Annotated in this window: 13 protein-coding genes; 2 read left to right on the top strand and 11 right to left on the bottom strand. The window is 64.3% G+C overall.

Annotation, left to right across the window (positions count from 1 at the left end):
- Positions 1-578, top strand: a 578-nt coding sequence (locus tag U0988_RS00810) for an ATP-binding protein (protein ID WP_322290755.1), incomplete at its 5' end; no start/stop codon positions are given.
- On the opposite strand, the gene U0988_RS00815 is transcribed toward U0988_RS00810, so the two are convergent.
- From U0988_RS00815 to rimO, 8 genes are all read right to left on the bottom strand, one after another.
- Positions 575-1243 carry a L,D-transpeptidase family protein gene (locus U0988_RS00815; protein WP_322290756.1) on the bottom strand — a complete coding sequence of 223 codons (669 nt, stop codon included), beginning with the start codon at positions 1241-1243 and terminating at the stop codon, positions 575-577. The genes U0988_RS00810 and U0988_RS00815 overlap by 4 nt on opposite strands.
- A 103-nt stretch (positions 1244-1346) precedes the next feature.
- Positions 1347-4136 (bottom strand): phosphoenolpyruvate carboxylase, encoded by a 2790-nt coding sequence (locus tag U0988_RS00820; RefSeq protein ID WP_322290757.1) that lies wholly within the window; start codon positions 4134-4136, stop codon positions 1347-1349.
- Complete coding sequence (gene eda / locus U0988_RS00825; RefSeq protein WP_322290758.1) at positions 4133-4771, bottom strand: bifunctional 4-hydroxy-2-oxoglutarate aldolase/2-dehydro-3-deoxy-phosphogluconate aldolase; 639 nt, start codon at positions 4769-4771, stop codon at positions 4133-4135. Before eda ends, U0988_RS00820 begins: the two co-directional genes overlap by 4 nt.
- The gene (glk, locus tag U0988_RS00830; protein WP_322290759.1) at positions 4768-5772 is read right to left on the bottom strand and encodes a glucokinase; all 1005 of its coding nucleotides are present in this window, start codon (positions 5770-5772) and stop codon (positions 4768-4770) included. The genes eda and glk overlap by 4 nt, the downstream gene beginning before the upstream one ends.
- Positions 5769-7685, bottom strand: coding sequence for a dihydroxy-acid dehydratase (locus U0988_RS00835; protein ID WP_322290760.1), 1917 nt, complete (start codon positions 7683-7685; stop codon positions 5769-5771). Before U0988_RS00835 ends, glk begins: the two co-directional genes overlap by 4 nt.
- A gap of 156 nt (positions 7686-7841) precedes the next feature.
- Positions 7842-9296, bottom strand: a complete 1455-nt coding sequence (gene zwf / locus U0988_RS00840; protein WP_322290761.1) for a glucose-6-phosphate dehydrogenase — start codon at positions 9294-9296, stop codon at positions 7842-7844.
- A 119-nt stretch (positions 9297-9415) separates the two neighbouring features.
- Positions 9416-10210 carry a transglutaminase family protein gene (locus tag U0988_RS00845; protein ID WP_322290762.1) on the bottom strand — a complete coding sequence of 265 codons (795 nt, stop codon included), beginning with the start codon at positions 10208-10210 and terminating at the stop codon, positions 9416-9418.
- 47 nt (positions 10211-10257) lie between these two features.
- Positions 10258-11628 carry a 30S ribosomal protein S12 methylthiotransferase RimO gene (gene rimO, locus U0988_RS00850; RefSeq protein WP_322290763.1) on the bottom strand — a complete coding sequence of 457 codons (1371 nt, stop codon included), beginning with the start codon at positions 11626-11628 and terminating at the stop codon, positions 10258-10260.
- A gap of 77 nt (positions 11629-11705) precedes the next feature.
- Here rimO and U0988_RS00855 point away from each other — a divergent pair, with 77 nt between their 5' ends.
- On the top strand, positions 11706-12104 hold the full coding sequence (locus U0988_RS00855; RefSeq protein WP_322290764.1) for a DUF1761 domain-containing protein: 399 nt from the start codon (positions 11706-11708) through the stop codon (positions 12102-12104).
- Positions 12105-12125: 21 nt separating this feature from the next.
- Here U0988_RS00855 and U0988_RS00860 read toward each other — a convergent pair whose 3' ends face one another.
- From U0988_RS00860 to U0988_RS00870, 3 genes are all read right to left on the bottom strand, one after another.
- Positions 12126-13175: a potassium channel family protein gene (locus U0988_RS00860; protein ID WP_322290765.1), complete on the bottom strand. Its 1050-nt coding sequence runs from the start codon at positions 13173-13175 to the stop codon at positions 12126-12128.
- A 112-nt stretch (positions 13176-13287) separates the two neighbouring features.
- Positions 13288-14049 carry a 5'/3'-nucleotidase SurE gene (gene surE / locus U0988_RS00865; protein WP_322290766.1) on the bottom strand — a complete coding sequence of 254 codons (762 nt, stop codon included), beginning with the start codon at positions 14047-14049 and terminating at the stop codon, positions 13288-13290.
- Positions 14049-14517: aminoacyl--tRNA ligase-related protein (locus U0988_RS00870; RefSeq protein ID WP_322290767.1), on the bottom strand; the 469-nt coding region annotated here is incomplete at its 5' end. The genes surE and U0988_RS00870, both read right to left, overlap by 1 nt.

The following is a 14517-nucleotide window of genomic DNA, read 5'->3' on the forward strand; positions in this document are numbered from 1 at the left end:
ACGACCAGGCCGAAACGCTGCTGATGCGGCTCAACCGCGGCAGCGGGGTTGCCGGTCTCGCCGGAGTGCGCGCGCGGGGGCTGGTGCAGGATAGTCAGCTTGCCCTGCTGCGTCCCCTGCTTGGCTGGCACCGCGCGGAACTTGCTCAGGTAGTGGAAGGCGCGGGCGTTCCGGCAGCGGAGGATCCTTCCAACGCCGACGAACGGTTCGACCGTGTTCGAATGCGGCGGGCACTGGCCGACGCCGGTTGGATCGACCCGCTGGCCCTGGCCGCCGCGGCGGGCCATCTGGCCGACGCCGATGCCGCGCTTGAATGGGCCGCGGACCGCGAATGGCAGGAAGCGGTAACGGCGGAAGGTCGCGGGTTTCGGTATATTCCGGGGGCACCGCGCGCAATCCGGATCAGGATAGTGGTCCGCATCATCTCCCGACTTGGCGAGACGCCGCGCGGCAGTGCTGCGGCCAGGCTTACCGACTTGCTGGAAGCAGGGGAGGCCGGATCGCTCGGCGGTGTCCTGGCGAAGGCGAAGAATGGCGGCTGGCTGTTCGTTCCGGAGCCCAGGACCCGCAAGAACTAGAGGATCGGGTCACCCATTCCGATGCGCTTTCCGCGCGTGATCACGACTTTGTCCCCCTTGGCCGCAACCTTGTACAATTTGTCCATGAAACCGTCCGGCGCCGCCACGCAGCCGTGGCTCGCATACCCGTTTTCGACCGTAGAGCCGCCATGTATCGCGACCCCGTCCCAGGTCAGGCGCAGCGTCCAGGGCATCGGGGCGTTGTTGTACTTCTCCGAAACATTATGCCGTTCCCTGGTCAGGATTGGGAAAATGCCGAGCGGCGTCGGGTGCTCGTCGGTGCCCAGCAGCACCGCCGCCGCGCCGATTTCATATCCGCCCCGAAACACCGAGATTACGCGCGCTTCGAGATCGACGGTGATGATCAATGGCCCCTCAGGCACCCCGGCATCGTCCCAGTGCCATTCGCCGTATTTGATCGGTTCGGTGATCGGGAGGATCCGCTTGATCACCATCGGTTCTGGCTTTGCAGCAAGTTCGGCTGCGGCAATGGGCTGGACGAGCGGTTCGGAAATCCTTTCCAGCGCGGGAGGCAGGGGCGCTGCGGATTGCTGTGCGACATTCCCGGTGCTGCCGGACATAGCGTCGCCCGCTAGCGTAGCACCGCCGATCGCCAGCACCACCGCAGCGGTCGCGCCGCCAAACCACTTCATCATCGGGTCCATGCGCCGATAATGCCGCCAAACCGCCCGATTTGCCAGAGCCGGCGATCACGCGTCCCATGGCGAGACGCCGGACCGGCGGAAATTAAAGCCTCGCTGCCGCGGACTACCCGTGCGCGCCGAATACGTTGGCGATGGCGGTGCCGATCTGCAGCGTCAGACCATAGGCCCGTTCCAGCGGGTCGATATAGTCGCGCTGGATTGCGGAATAACCCGCTCCGTCTCCATCGGGATAATCGCTCGGTTCCTCGATGTCGAAATCCGCCAATTGCGGGAAGCTGGTCGGATAGGCGCGGCGCAGTTGCTCCAGCGCATCGTCGATCCGCAGGGTAAAGACCATTTCCAGCACGTCGTCGCGGCTGATGTCGTTGGCCCGGCTGAACGCGGGGATCGATACGGCCTTGAGGAACATGTGTTGGAGCAGCGCCAGTCGCAGTGCCTGAAGCACGCCGATCGTGCGGCGGGTGTGTTCCCGGTCGGGCAAGGGTGCCTCGTCCGGGATCAGGTCGAGCAGGCGGTGCAGCTTCAGCGCATCCACCCGCAGCCGACTGGCCAGGCGGCGGAACACGCCGGTGCGGTCATCCTTGGTGAGATATTCCGCCAGCGCCTCGCACGCATCGGACAAATGGCTTTCGGTGCCGCGATAAGGCCGACTGGCCCAATAGGCAGAATTGAACAATTCGCCGAACGCCGCGACCGTCTTGATGCTGGCGAGCGCATTTGCGGCGCGCAGTAGCCGGACCAGCTGGCGGCCGCGTTCGCTTTCCTGCAGTAGCGCGGCAATGTCTTCGTAATTGCCGTCGGCGGCGCTGCCGACACCCGCAATGACATTCACCGGATAACCCAGTTGCTGCAGGATCGCGTTATGCGGGATGGCGCGGATCTGGCGCAGGTTCATATCCCGGTCGGCGGACAGATCCGATTGGCGGCGCGACTTGCGGCTGCCGGTTTCGTTCAGCAGGCCCAGCCCGAAGGCGGTAATCGCGCGGGCATAGGTCGAGCTTTCCAGATGATCCCGCTGGTGCGCCCGGATCGCCCGATAGAAATCGAGGCTGAGGTCGGTCCGCCGGTAGAACGGATCGGTCGGCGCATCGGGGTCGGTATCGGAGGGCCGGTTTTCGGCAATCCGGGTGAGTGTTGCTAGCGCCAGTTCGGGCGTGGCGAAGAACATATAGCCGTCGCCGCCCTGGAAGCTCACTTCCGGTTCCAGCCGGATGCCCGCCCGAATGAAGCGGCGGCGGGTCCACGCGCTGAGCGGCCAATCCAGCCGGTCCGCGAAACTTTCGGGATGTGCACCGCGGCCCATGCTTTCACCATGCGTGTTGAAAATCAGCGCGGCGACATCGGTGAGCCCGTTGCTTCGCATCGCGTCCGCCAGCCGGCCCTGCAGCCGCTCTATCGCCAGGCTGGCGGGTATCTGCCCGACAAAGCGGCCGGCGTCGGAAAAGCCCGTCTGGATCGCCACCCGGCCGCGGACCCGGGCGTAATCCTGGTAGATCGGTTCGGCCAGTAGCGCGTCGAGGAAGCGCCCGCCATGTTCCAGCGCGCTTTCGGTTTCGAACAGCGGCGACACATCGACCTTGTCCTCGATTCCGAACAGACGGCTGAAATAGAGCGCGGCGAGGATCGTGCTGGGCTGTTCGCATTCGGCAATCAGCATCCTGATCGGCGCGTCGCTGTCCACATGGTGCAGGATCTGCGCCATTGCCAGGAACTGGCGGATCGCGGTGCTGCTTTCGATCGCCAGCGCGGCGAAGTTCGAACGTAGGGGCTTCACGCTGGCCAGCAATTCGCGCAAGGTCGCCATTGCGCCCTTGCTGCCGAGGTCAAGCGTGTTGTCGGGGTCGATCAACCGCCGGATGGCGTTGTGGAGCTGGCTCGAGTTGACCCGGAAATGGATCCAGCTCATGCCCAGCCCGTCGGCGCGCATCGCGGCCGCCAGTGTCTTGAGGTGCTGCGCGCGGCCCGGCTCGGCGCTGCGGGCTTCATCTTCCAGTTCCGCGATCAGCGGGGCCAGTGACAGCAGCTTCGCCGGATCGTCCCGCGTCAGCCGGTTGGCGGCCCCAGACAGCCGGGCCGGATCGGACAGGTCGGCGCGGAAATCTTCGGTGCGCTGGCGTGTGTATTCTGCGGCGGCCCGCAATTTCGCAAACAGCGGATGTTCGCTGTCGAACCCGGCGAGGGATGCAGCATAGCGGTCCAGCCGCTGCGCCTTTTCCGAAAGACGGAAGCCGATAGAATCGAACCAGTCGATGTCCGTCCGCCCGTCCATGTCGTAGCCCACCCAGCTGGCGAAGCGGACCGGTAGTGGGGTCAGTTCGAGCCATCGGTCGGGCCATTTGGCGCGGGCCTGGGCCAGCGTCTGGCTCACAATAGTATCGCGGGCGTCCTGTGCATGGGAGATCGCATCCATCGCTCGCCCATGCTCGTAGGTAAGAGTGATCTCGGGGCGTTCGCCGGACACGGTGCAGACCGAATCGGAGATGTCCTCGTCGCTGCTGGCGGCTGCGGCTATGGCGCCGGTCTGCGCAGGGGAAAGCAGGAATGTGGGGTGGGCGGTGAATACCGCGTGCATGGCCGGTTGTTCCCACCGCGCCCGGAAACCCTCGAAACCGGCCTCGCCGTCCCGCGATGTCAGCGCCGCAAGATTGGCGTCGCGCGAAACGGGCGCGACCAACCGCCGCAGGCGTTTGGCACGGCTCTGCAAGGCGTCGCAGTCAAGTTCGCTCACCAAATTCTGCACATGGTCAAGCGTCAGTTCGCCATTTTCCAACTTGCGGGACAAATCGAGCGAGAGCTGGAACACCGGGTTGAATAGCGGCGTTTCACGTGTTCGGGCGTGCATCTGTTGCAGGCGTTCCGTCAGCCCGGCGACAGTGTTCTCGAACACAATCATGTAGCAGCCGTTCCCGGCCCCGCGCTGCCCATCCCGGCGGCCTGGCGGGCCACGGCTTCGATCCTGGGAACGTCGGGATTTCCCGGAGGGGCAACCCAGCTGCCGCCGACGCACAGCACTGGATCGAAAGCGAGCCATTGGGGCGCGTTGGCCAGGCTGATCCCGCCAGTCGGGCAGAACTTGCACTGGCCGAACGGTGCCGCAAGAGCCTTCAGTGCAGGCAAGCCGCCTGCAGCCATGGCCGGGAAGAACTTGAAATGCGTGAGGCCGAGGTCCAGCCCCATCATGATGTCCCCGGCGTTGGCAATGCCCGGCAGGAATGGCACATCGCGGTCGATCGCCGCCTTGGCGAGCAGTGGCGTGAGGCCGGGCGAGACGATGAATTCGCTGCCGGCCTCCAGGGCTGCATCCAGATCCTTCGGGTTGATGACGGTGCCCGCGCCGACGATGGCGCCTTCGACCTGCTTCATGGCGCGGATGGCGTCGAGCGCCTGCGGTGTGCGCAAGGTGACTTCGAGCACATTCAGGCCGCCGGCCACCAACGCCTGCGCCAGCGGCACTGCGTGGTCGAGGTCGTCGATCACGATCACCGGGATGACCGGTGCGGACCGCATGATGGTTTCGATAGGTTTCACGTTGGATTTCCCTTGGTCTTCTGCGCGGTTCCGGCTTCCATGGCGAAGGCTGCCGCAGCGCCGAACAGGCCGGGTTGCGGATGCACTATCAGCTTGACCGGGATGCCGGCCATCATGGTTTCGAAGCGGCCCTTGGCACGAAAGCGTTCGGCAAAACCCGATGCGAGCAGCGCATCACGGATGCGGTATCCAAGCCCGCCCGCGATCACCACGCCCTTGGCTCCGTGGGCCAGCGCCATATCGCCCGCGACGCTGCCGAGCGACATGCAGAACCGGTCGACGGCGGCGGCGGCCAGGCTGTCGCTGCCGTCCTGCCCGCGGGTCCAGATGGCGATATCGTCCTCCTCCGTCACCGCCTTGCCCTCCATCGCTGCCAGCGTCTGGTAAATGTCCGAAATAGCCGGACCCGCAACCACGCGTTCCACCGACACCCGGTTGTGGCGCTTGCGCAGGCGGGCGAGGATCGCGTCCTCGATCGAATCGAGCGGGGCGAAGTCGATATGCCCGCCCTCGGTCGCCGAAACCCGGTATTCGCCGGTCGGCTCGCGGTAGAGATGGGCCACGCCCAGGCCGGTCCCGGGTCCGAGGACGGTGAGGCGGCCCGTTCGCGGCAGCGGACCTTCGGGTCCGGTCAGATGGATGAACTGGTCGTCGGTCGCGCGCGCGACGGCGTGGGCAACCGCCTCGAAATCGTTGACGATGACGAATTGGTCGACGCCGAGTTTTTCCTTCACCAGCGCCGGGCGGATGATCCACGGATTGTTGGTGAACCGGATCAAATCGCCGCCGACCGGACCGGCAATCGCCATCGCGACTGCGCGGGGCAGGGTGCCGCCACAGCGCTTGCGGAAATCCTCCCACGCGGTCTGGAAACTGGCATGGTCCTCGGTGTGGAGCGTCTCCGGCTCTCCCAGCGTGATCGTGCCATCGTCCGCGACAGTGGCAATGGCAAAGCGCGCGTGTGTGCCGCCAATATCGACAGTGACGAGATCGTAGCTCATAGTCCTGCCGCCGCTAGCATTGCCGAGCCGCCCTTTTCCGCTTCATCGGCGGCGTGGCGGAACATGGCGAACAATTCGCGGCCCGTGCCGCTGGCGGGCGGCGGAGGATCGGCGGGCTCCCGCACCGACAGGTCGGCAGTGGTCGACAGTGTGCCGGTTACGGCGCACAGGCGAACCACATCGCCATCCTGCAGCAGAGACAGCGGGCCGCCGCCAAGCGCCTCGGGCGAACAATGGATCGCGGCGGGCACCTTGCCGCTGGCTCCGGACATCCGCCCGTCAGTAACCAGTGCGACCTTGTAACCCCGGTCCTGCAAGACGCCGAGCGGCGGGGTCAGCGCGTGCAATTCCGGCATTCCGTTGGCGCGCGGTCCCTGAAACCGGACGACGACCACCACGTCGCGGTCGAGTTCTCCCTTGGCGAAGGCTTCCGCCACTGCGTGCTGGGTATGGAACACCCGGCACGGCGCCTCGATGGTATAGCGTTCGGGGTCGACGGCACTGGTCTTGAAGGTGGCACGCCCGAGATTGCCGGTCACAAGCCGCATCCCGCCATCGGGCAGGAACGGGTCCGTCACTGGGCGCAGCATCGTCTCGTCGCCGCTCGCTCCCACGGGGCGCCAGGCAAGCTTCAAAGCGTCACTGCTTCCCCGCGCAGGCGGGGACCCAGATGATCCAGGTGCAGTATCAGAGACCCCTGGGCCCCCGCCTTCGCGGAGGAGCGGGTCTGAAGTGCTGACGGCCGCCAGACAGGGTTCCTCCGCATAAGCTCCCAAATCCGCTCCGCCGACGGTCAGGATGTCGCGGTGCGCGAGGCCTGCGCCGAGCAACTGGCCGATTACATAGCCCATTCCCCCGGCATCGTGGAAATGGTTCACATCGCCCGATCCGTTGGGATAGACGCGCGCCAGCAGCGGCACGGCGGAGGATAATTCGTCGAGGTCGGTCCAGTCGATGATGACGCCCGCAGCCCGGGCCATTGCCGGAATATGGATCGCGTGATTAGTCGATCCGCCCGTGGCGAGCAGGCCCACCGCAGCGTTCACGATCGCCTTTTCGTCGATGCAGCGGCCCAGCGGCCGGTAATCGTTCCCGTCCTTGCCGATAGCCGCCACCCGGTGCACGGCAGCCCGGTCCAGCGCCTGCCGCAGCTTCGTGCCCGGCTGGATGAACGCCGCGCCGGGAATGTGCAGGCCCATCATTTCCATCATCATCTGGTTGGAATTTGCGGTGCCGTAGAATGTGCAGGTGCCGGGTGAATGATAGCTGCCGCTTTCGCTTTCCAGCAGGTCCGCACGGGTCGCCTTGCCTTCGGCATAGAGCTGGCGGACGCGCTGCTTTTCCTTGTTGGCAATCCCGGTGGGCATCGGGCCGCTGGGGACGAAAATCGCCGGCAGATGGCCGAACCGCAGCGCACCGATCACCAGCCCGGGTACGATCTTGTCGCAAATCCCGAGCAACAGACTGCCGTCATACATCGCATGGCTGAGCGCGACCGCGGTGCTGAGCGCGATCACGTCGCGGCTGAACAGCGATAGCTCCATCCCGTTCTGCCCCTGCGTTACCCCGTCGCACATGGCCGGGGTCCCGCCCGCGACCTGCGCCGTGGCACCCACTTCGCGGGCGTAAATCTTCAGCCGTTCGGGATAGCGGCCATAGGGCTGATGGGCGGAGAGCATATCGTTGTAGGCGGTGACGATGCCGATATTGACGCCGCGGCCGGTTTTCAGTTTTGCCTGATCTTCCTGCGCCCCGGCATAGGCATGGGCAAGGTTGGAGCAGGATACGGCGTTGCGGTCCGGCTGGTTGGCGGCCTCGTGTTCGATCAGTTCGAGATAGGCGCAGCGGCTGTCTTTCGAGCGTTCGATGATCCGGTCGGTGACGCGGTCGAGCGTGGGGTGCAGGGACGTCATAATGTCCCCTCCTCTTCAGAGGAGGGGTTTGGGGGTGGTATCGGCGCGCCAGCGCCGTTTGCGGAAGGGCACCACCCCGCTGCGACTAGGCCCGGCTGCGCCGAACCAAGTCTCGCTGCCCCTCCTCTGAAGAGGAGGGGAGGAAAAGAGGAGAGATCACTCATGCCAGGTAACTCCGTCGCGTTCTGCCAGCGCGATGGCGGCGCTGGGGCCCCAGCTGCCGGCAGTGTAGGTTTTCGGCTCCAGCCCCTGTTCGGCCCACAGGGCGCGGATCCCGTCGATCCATTCCCATTGCGCCTCCACTTCGTCGCGGCGGACGAACAGGGTCTGGTCGCCTTCGATCAGGTCGAGCAACAGCCGTTCGTAGGCGATCCGGTTGTGGGTTCCAGTAAAGGCGTCGGGCATGGCGATGTCCAGCGGCACGCTGCGCAAGCGGATGCCGTCGCGGTCCAAACCGGGCACCTTGGCCATCAGCGACAGGCTGATGTTTTCCTTGGGCTGGATGCCGATCACCAGCCGGTTGGGGATCATTTTGGCGCCGCCCCCCTTGCTCTTTGGCCCCGCAAAAATCGAATGGGGCACGCGGCGGAACTGGACAACAATTTCGGTTACCCGTTCGGGCAGGCGTTTGCCGGTGCGGAGGTAGAACGGCACACCTTTCCAGCGCCAGTTGTCGACATGGGCCTTGATCGCCACGAAGGTCTCAGTGTTCGAGGCCTTCTCAAGTTCCTCGTCATAGCCGGGAACCGCCTTGCCGGAGATTGCCCCTGCGCGGTATTGGCCGGTGACCGTTTCGCCGATCTCAACCTCGCGCAGCGAGCGCAGCACCTTGACCTTTTCGTCCCGCACGGAAGTTGCATCGAAACTGCCCGGCGGTTCCATCGCCACCAGCGCCAGCAATTGCAGCATATGGTTCTGGACCATGTCGCGGATCGCGCCCGCATCGTCGTAAAAGGCCACACGGCCTTCCAGCCCCACGGTTTCCGCTACGGTAATCTGGACATGATCGATATGCGCCGCGTTCCATAGCGGTTCGAACAGGATGTTGGCAAAACGCAGCGCCAGCAGGTTCTGGACGGTTTCCTTGCCCAGATAGTGATCGATCCGGTAAATCCTGCTCTCGCTGAAGGCGGAGGCAACCGCGTCGTTGATTTCGCGGGAGCTCGCCAGATCGGTGCCGAGCGGCTTTTCGAGGCCGATCCGGACATTGCCGGTGGCCAGTCCGGCGTGCTGCAATCCGGCGATCGTCGGTTCGAACAGGCTGGGCGCAGTCGACAGGAAAATGGCCAGGCCATGTTCCGGCTTGCCGACTTTGACGGCCAGATCGTCAAACCCGTCGAGCGTGGTGGCGTCGAGTTTCTGATAGCTCAGCCGGTTGAGGAAGCTCGCCATGGAACCGCGGCGGTCGGCAGGGAGGAATTTCTCCAGGGCGGCGCGGGCGAAATTGCGGAACTCTCCGTCACTGAATTCGGATCGGGCGGTGCCGATGATCCGCACATGGGGGCCGAGCAGCCCGTCCGCATCCAGCGCGCAAAGCGAAGGCAGCAACATACGCTGCGAAAGATCGCCCGTCGCGCCGAACAGGAGCAAGCGGTCTGCGGTGAAGTTCATGTGCTCAATATCCTTGCGGTAACCGGTCCATTACAGCCCAGGATAGGGGCTATGCGCAAGCGCCGACAATGTCACGGCCCACACTGCGCAAATACGAATGCACTGCGCGGGTTCCCCGCTCAGATTGTGGAAACCTGCACGTCCTTGTAAATCAGGTTCGCCATTCCGAACGTCGTCATGAAGCTGACGTCGGCGGCATCGCGGCCCACCCCGATCTTCACCGTCTCGGCTGCGTCTGCCATGCCGGTTGCGTCCACCAATTGCCAGGTGCCGCCGGGACCATCCGGGTCCGCCAGGAAAACCTCGGCGACCGCGTGGAAATCGGGTGGTTCCACTCCGGGCGCGTAAACGCTGCAGTAGCGCGCCGGAACGCCTGCCGCGCGCGCGAGCGTCACCATCACATGCGCATAATCGCGGCACACGCCGCGCCGTTCGATAAAGGTGTCGAGCGCGGTAGTCTCGCCGTTCGAACTGCCTGGCGTGTAGACGAAATGGCCCTGGATCCAGTCGCGCATGGCGGCAATCTGTGCACCGCCCCGAAGCCCCTCGAATTCGGAATCTACGAAGGACCGGAACTTGTCGGCCAGGCAGTAGCGCGAATCGAGCAGATACTGGATTGCCTCGCCGGGCAGTTCGTGCGGCCTCAATGCCTTCAGGCTGGATATGTCCGGCAGTTTGCGATTGACCCTAACCACCGCGTCGTAATCGATCGCCTGCTTGCCTTCGATCCGCAGCATCAGCCGTTCGCCGATTGAATCCTGCGCGGCCACGCGTGCGCAATGCACAGCCCGGCCCATCGCGGTCTGCGCCGAAAGGATGTGCTGTTCCGGGATCGCCGCCGCTTCGAACTGCAGCATGGTGTCGGTCGGCTCGGCCAGTTCGAACAGCAGGCGCACGGAAATCTTGACGGTCATGGCAGATGAATGCTCCGCGGGCCGGATTGGTGCCAAGGTTTCCCGGATCAAACGATCACCCCGAACAGATCATGCGCGTCGGCATCCTCGACCTCCGCCATGACGAAATCGCCGGGTGCCAGCGATTGCGGTACATTCCGGAGATAGACATTGCCGTCGATTTCGGGCGCGTCGGCCTGGCTGCGGCCGGTTGCGCCGACGTCGCCATCCTCGTCCGGCTCGCCAACCTCGTCGATGATGACCGGCAGCGTGCGGCCGACCTTGGCTTCCAGCTTGGCCGCACTGATCCGCGCGGTGACTTCCATCAACCGGGCGTAGCGTTCTTCCTTCACCTCTTCCGGCACATGGTCGGGCAGGGCGTTGGCCTGCGCGCCGGCCACGGGTTCGAACCGGAATGCGCCCACGCGGTCCAGCTGCGCTTCCTCCAGCCATTCCACCAGATAATCGAAATCGGCCTCGGTCTCGCCGGGGAAACCCACCACGAAGCTGGAACGCACCGCGATATCGGGACAGATTTCGCGCCAGCTTTTCAGCCGTTCGAGAACTTTCGCCTCGTTCGCCGGGCGCTTCATGCGTTTGAGGACGGACGGCGAGGCGTGCTGGAACGGAATGTCGAGATAGGGGGTCAGCAGCCCCTCGGCCATCAGCGGGATGACCGCGTCGACGTGCGGATAGGGATAGACGTAATGCAGCCGGGTCCACGGGGCCAGCCCGTCCGGCGTGCGCAATTGGCCGAGCTCGCGGGCGAGATCGGTCATGTGGGCGCGGACTTCGCGGCCTTTCCAGGTCCGGACATCGTGCCGCGTGTCGACCCCGTAAGCACTGGTGTCCTGCGAAATGACCAGCAATTCCCTGGTGCCTGCGGCGACCAGCTTCTCTGCTTCGCGCAGCACGGCATCGATCCGGCGGCTGGCCAGTTTTCCGCGCAGGTCGGGGATGATGCAGAACGAACAGCTGTGGTTGCAGCCTTCGGAAATCTTGAGATAGCTGTAATGACGCGGAGTCAGTTTGATATCCGGCTGGGGGATCAGGTCGACATAGGGCCCCTGACCCGGAGGCGCGGCTTCGTGCACCGCGGCCACCACATCTTCATATTGGTGCGCGCCGGTGATCGCCAGGACCTGGGGATGCGCGGCGCGGATCGCGTCCGCCTCGTCGCCCATGCACCCGGTCACGATCACCCGGCCGTTTTCGGCGATTGCCTCCCCGATGGCGGCCAGGCTTTCTTCCTTGGCGCTGTCGAGAAAGCCGCAGGTGTTGACCAGCACCACGTCGGCGCCGGCATAGTCGGGGGACATGGCATATCCATCGGCGCGCAGCCGGGTGAGGATCCGTTCGGAATCGACCAGCGCCTTGGGACAGCCGAGGCTGACCATGCCGACCTTCTTCTGGTCTGAAATTGTGGTTGCGGTATTCATGATTGCCGCGCCCTCTACACCTGAAGTGCGCGATGCGCTATAGCGGCAATCGGGGGACGGAGATGGAGGGCAATCCGATGGGTGATATTGATCTGCTGGCGGTCATTTTGGGCGCGCTGGCGTTTTTCGTAGTTGGGATGGTGTGGTACGGGGCGCTGTTCGGAAAGGTCTGGCAGCGCGAAGCCGGACTGACCGAAGAACAGATGGCCGGCGGCAATATGGCGGTGATTTTCGGCCTGTGTTTCCTGTTCGAATTGTTGATTGCGCTGACACTCGGCCACCAGTTCGCCCGCAGCGAGCCCAGTACGCAGGCAATCATGATGATATCGGTCGGCTATGCAATCGGGCTGATGATCCCGGCGATCGGAATCAACTATCTGTTCCAGCGCCGGTCGGGCACATTGTTTGCGATCGATGCCGGACATTTTCTGGTGGGAATGGCGGCGATGGGCGCGGTTTTCGTCTGGTTGCGGTAAGGCAGGTGAATACGGGCGGAATTAGCCGCTTTCCCCGTTGCCGTTTTCCGTCGGGATGATTTCGACGACGATATCTCCTGGCTGGAGGCTTTGGCAGGCATCTTCCCAGAACCCCAGCGCCTCCCCGTCGCGGTAAACCCGCAGACCCCGGCCGCCGGTCTTCAGGCTGCTTATCGAGGAGCCGTATTCTTCGGGCAAGACTGCGCGTTCGACCAGTTGGACGCGGCCGCTGACCGACGCGAGATCGGCAAGGTAGTCGGCGATATGCGCGCCCTTCGCAGATCCGGCCAGCAGCAGCCCGGTAAAGCGGACCGGATTGATGACATTGTTCGCTCCGGCCTGGCGGGCAAGCAGTTCGTTGTCGTTTGCGCGCACCACCACACTGATCGGCACATCGGGCGCCAGATGGCGGACGGTCAACACGATCAGGATCGAAGTATCGTCCCGTCCGGCGGACACCAGCACGGTCTGTGCTTCCGCAATTCGCACCGCTTGCAACGTTTCGTCGCGAGTCGAATCGCCCGCCATGACATTGCAGCCGATCGCTTCCGCGCTCGCGAGTCGCTCCTCGTCCGGATCGATCACCACGATGCAGTGCGGATCGGTTCCGCGTTCGATCAGTTCGGCAACGGCTTCCGATCCGCTGACGCCGTATCCCAGAACCACGATATGGTCCGAAAGTTTTCCCTGGATACGCGCCATGCGCCAATTCTCCCAGCTGCGCTTGATGATGAAACTATACGCCGCACCGACAAAGATGAAGAGCACGGCAATGCGGACGGGGGTCACAATAATCGCTTCCACCATCCGCGCCCGGTCGGTGATCGGCGCGATATCGCCGAACCCGGTTGTGGTGATGGAAATCATGGTGAAATAAACGACATCGGTAAAGCTGACTTCGCCGTCGAGATTATCCACCAGCCCGTCGCGGTCCCACCAGTGGATCATTATGACGATGAAGATCAGCAGCAGCGCTATGCCCAGCCGAATGCCGAGATCGCCCCAGACCGGGATTTTCACTGCCCGGCGCAGCGGCTGGGCCAGCTTCCCCTTCTGTGATACTTTCCGCATTCGCGGCGGTGGCAATTGCCGGTTACGCATTACCGGTGCCTTTCCCGGCGAGCCTGCCAACTCGCCATGAAAGCGGCGGGCAGCGGTAGGGAATGGCTCGGGAACGCCCGCATCATGGAGCGAAACGCTCCGCGATATTGCCGATCGAGGAATGGTGGGTGAGATCGAGCTGGAGCGGGGTCACCGAGATATAGCCATCGTCGATCGCCTCCAGATCGGTGCCGTGATCCAGCGTGTGCTCGATCGCGTCCAGGCCGAACCAGTAATAGGTCTGGCCGCGCGGGTCACGCCCCTCGACCACGGTCCCGCGCAGGTAATCGTGAAACCCCTGCCGTACGGCGCGGATGCCCTTCACCATCTTCGGCGGAACCGCAGGAAAATTGACGTTGATCAGCGTGCGCGAGGGCAGCGGCGTCTCGAGCAGCGGAGCCAGCACCTTCGCGCCCCATTGCCGGGCAGTATCGAATGCCGCTTCGCCGGCCCATTCGCGCGAATAGACTTGGCTGAAGGCGATCGAGCGGATGCCCGCCAGCGCACCTTCAATGGCGGCGGAGACGGTGCCGGAATAGGTGATATCGTCGCCCAGATTTGCACCGCGGTTGACCCCGGACAGGATCACGTCGGGCGCCGCATCGACCACCCGCCGCAGCCCCAGCGTGACCGAATCGGTCGGGGTGCCGGTGACGGAAAAGCGCCGCTCGCCATGCTTGTGCAGCCGGACCGGATGATTCAGCGTCAGCGAATGGCCGGCGCCGGACTGCTCCTCACTCGGCGCGCAGACCCAGATATCGTCGCTGAACTGACGCGCGATCTCCTCCAGCACCGCGAGGCCGGGGGCATGGATGCCGTCGTCATTGGTGAGGAGGATGCGCATTATGTCTCCGGCGTGAGTGTCTCGATACCGCCCATATAGGGTTTCAGCGCGGACGGGATCGTGACACTGCCATCCTCGTTCTGGTAATTTTCCAGCACCGCCACCAGCGTGCGCCCGACCGCGAGGCCGGAGCCGTTGAGGGTGTGGACGAACTGGGTCGTCTTCTGCTCGCCTGCCGGACGGTAGCGGGTGTTCATCCGCCGCGCCTGAAAATCGCCGGTGTTCGAACACGAGCTGATTTCTCGGAACGCGCCCTGGCCCGGCAGCCAGACCTCAAGGTCATAGGTCTTGCGCGCACCGAAGCCCATGTCGCCAGTGCACAGCAGCAGCTTGCGATAGGGAAGCTCCAGGCGTTCGAGGATCGTCTCCGCTGCGCGGATCATGCGGTCGTGTTCCGCCTCGGAGTCCTCGGGCCGCACGATGCTGACCAGCTCGCACTTCTCGAACTGGTGCTGGCGGATGAAGCCG

The organism is Allopontixanthobacter sp., assembly GCF_034376665.1.
Taxonomy (GTDB): domain Bacteria; phylum Pseudomonadota; class Alphaproteobacteria; order Sphingomonadales; family Sphingomonadaceae; genus Allopontixanthobacter.

What these genes read in the sequence shown, in the direction of transcription:
- U0988_RS00815 (WP_322290756.1), bottom strand. Translation starts at nt 1,243, where the DNA reads ATGGACCCGATGATGAAGTGGTTTGGCGGCGCGACCGCTGCGGTGGTG.
- U0988_RS00820 (WP_322290757.1), bottom strand. Translation starts at nt 4,136, where the DNA reads ATGATTGTGTTCGAGAACACTGTCGCCGGGCTGACGGAACGCCTGCAA.
- glk (WP_322290759.1), bottom strand. Translation starts at nt 5,772, where the DNA reads ATGAGCTACGATCTCGTCACTGTCGATATTGGCGGCACACACGCGCGC.
- U0988_RS00835 (WP_322290760.1), bottom strand. Translation starts at nt 7,685, where the DNA reads ATGACGTCCCTGCACCCCACGCTCGACCGCGTCACCGACCGGATCATC.
- zwf (WP_322290761.1), bottom strand. Translation starts at nt 9,296, where the DNA reads ATGAACTTCACCGCAGACCGCTTGCTCCTGTTCGGCGCGACGGGCGAT.
- U0988_RS00845 (WP_322290762.1), bottom strand. Translation starts at nt 10,210, where the DNA reads ATGACCGTCAAGATTTCCGTGCGCCTGCTGTTCGAACTGGCCGAGCCG.
- rimO (WP_322290763.1), bottom strand. Translation starts at nt 11,628, where the DNA reads ATGAATACCGCAACCACAATTTCAGACCAGAAGAAGGTCGGCATGGTC.
- U0988_RS00855 (WP_322290764.1), top strand. Translation starts at nt 11,706, where the DNA reads ATGGGTGATATTGATCTGCTGGCGGTCATTTTGGGCGCGCTGGCGTTT.
- U0988_RS00860 (WP_322290765.1), bottom strand. Translation starts at nt 13,175, where the DNA reads ATGCGGAAAGTATCACAGAAGGGGAAGCTGGCCCAGCCGCTGCGCCGG.
- surE (WP_322290766.1), bottom strand. Translation starts at nt 14,049, where the DNA reads ATGCGCATCCTCCTCACCAATGACGACGGCATCCATGCCCCCGGCCTC.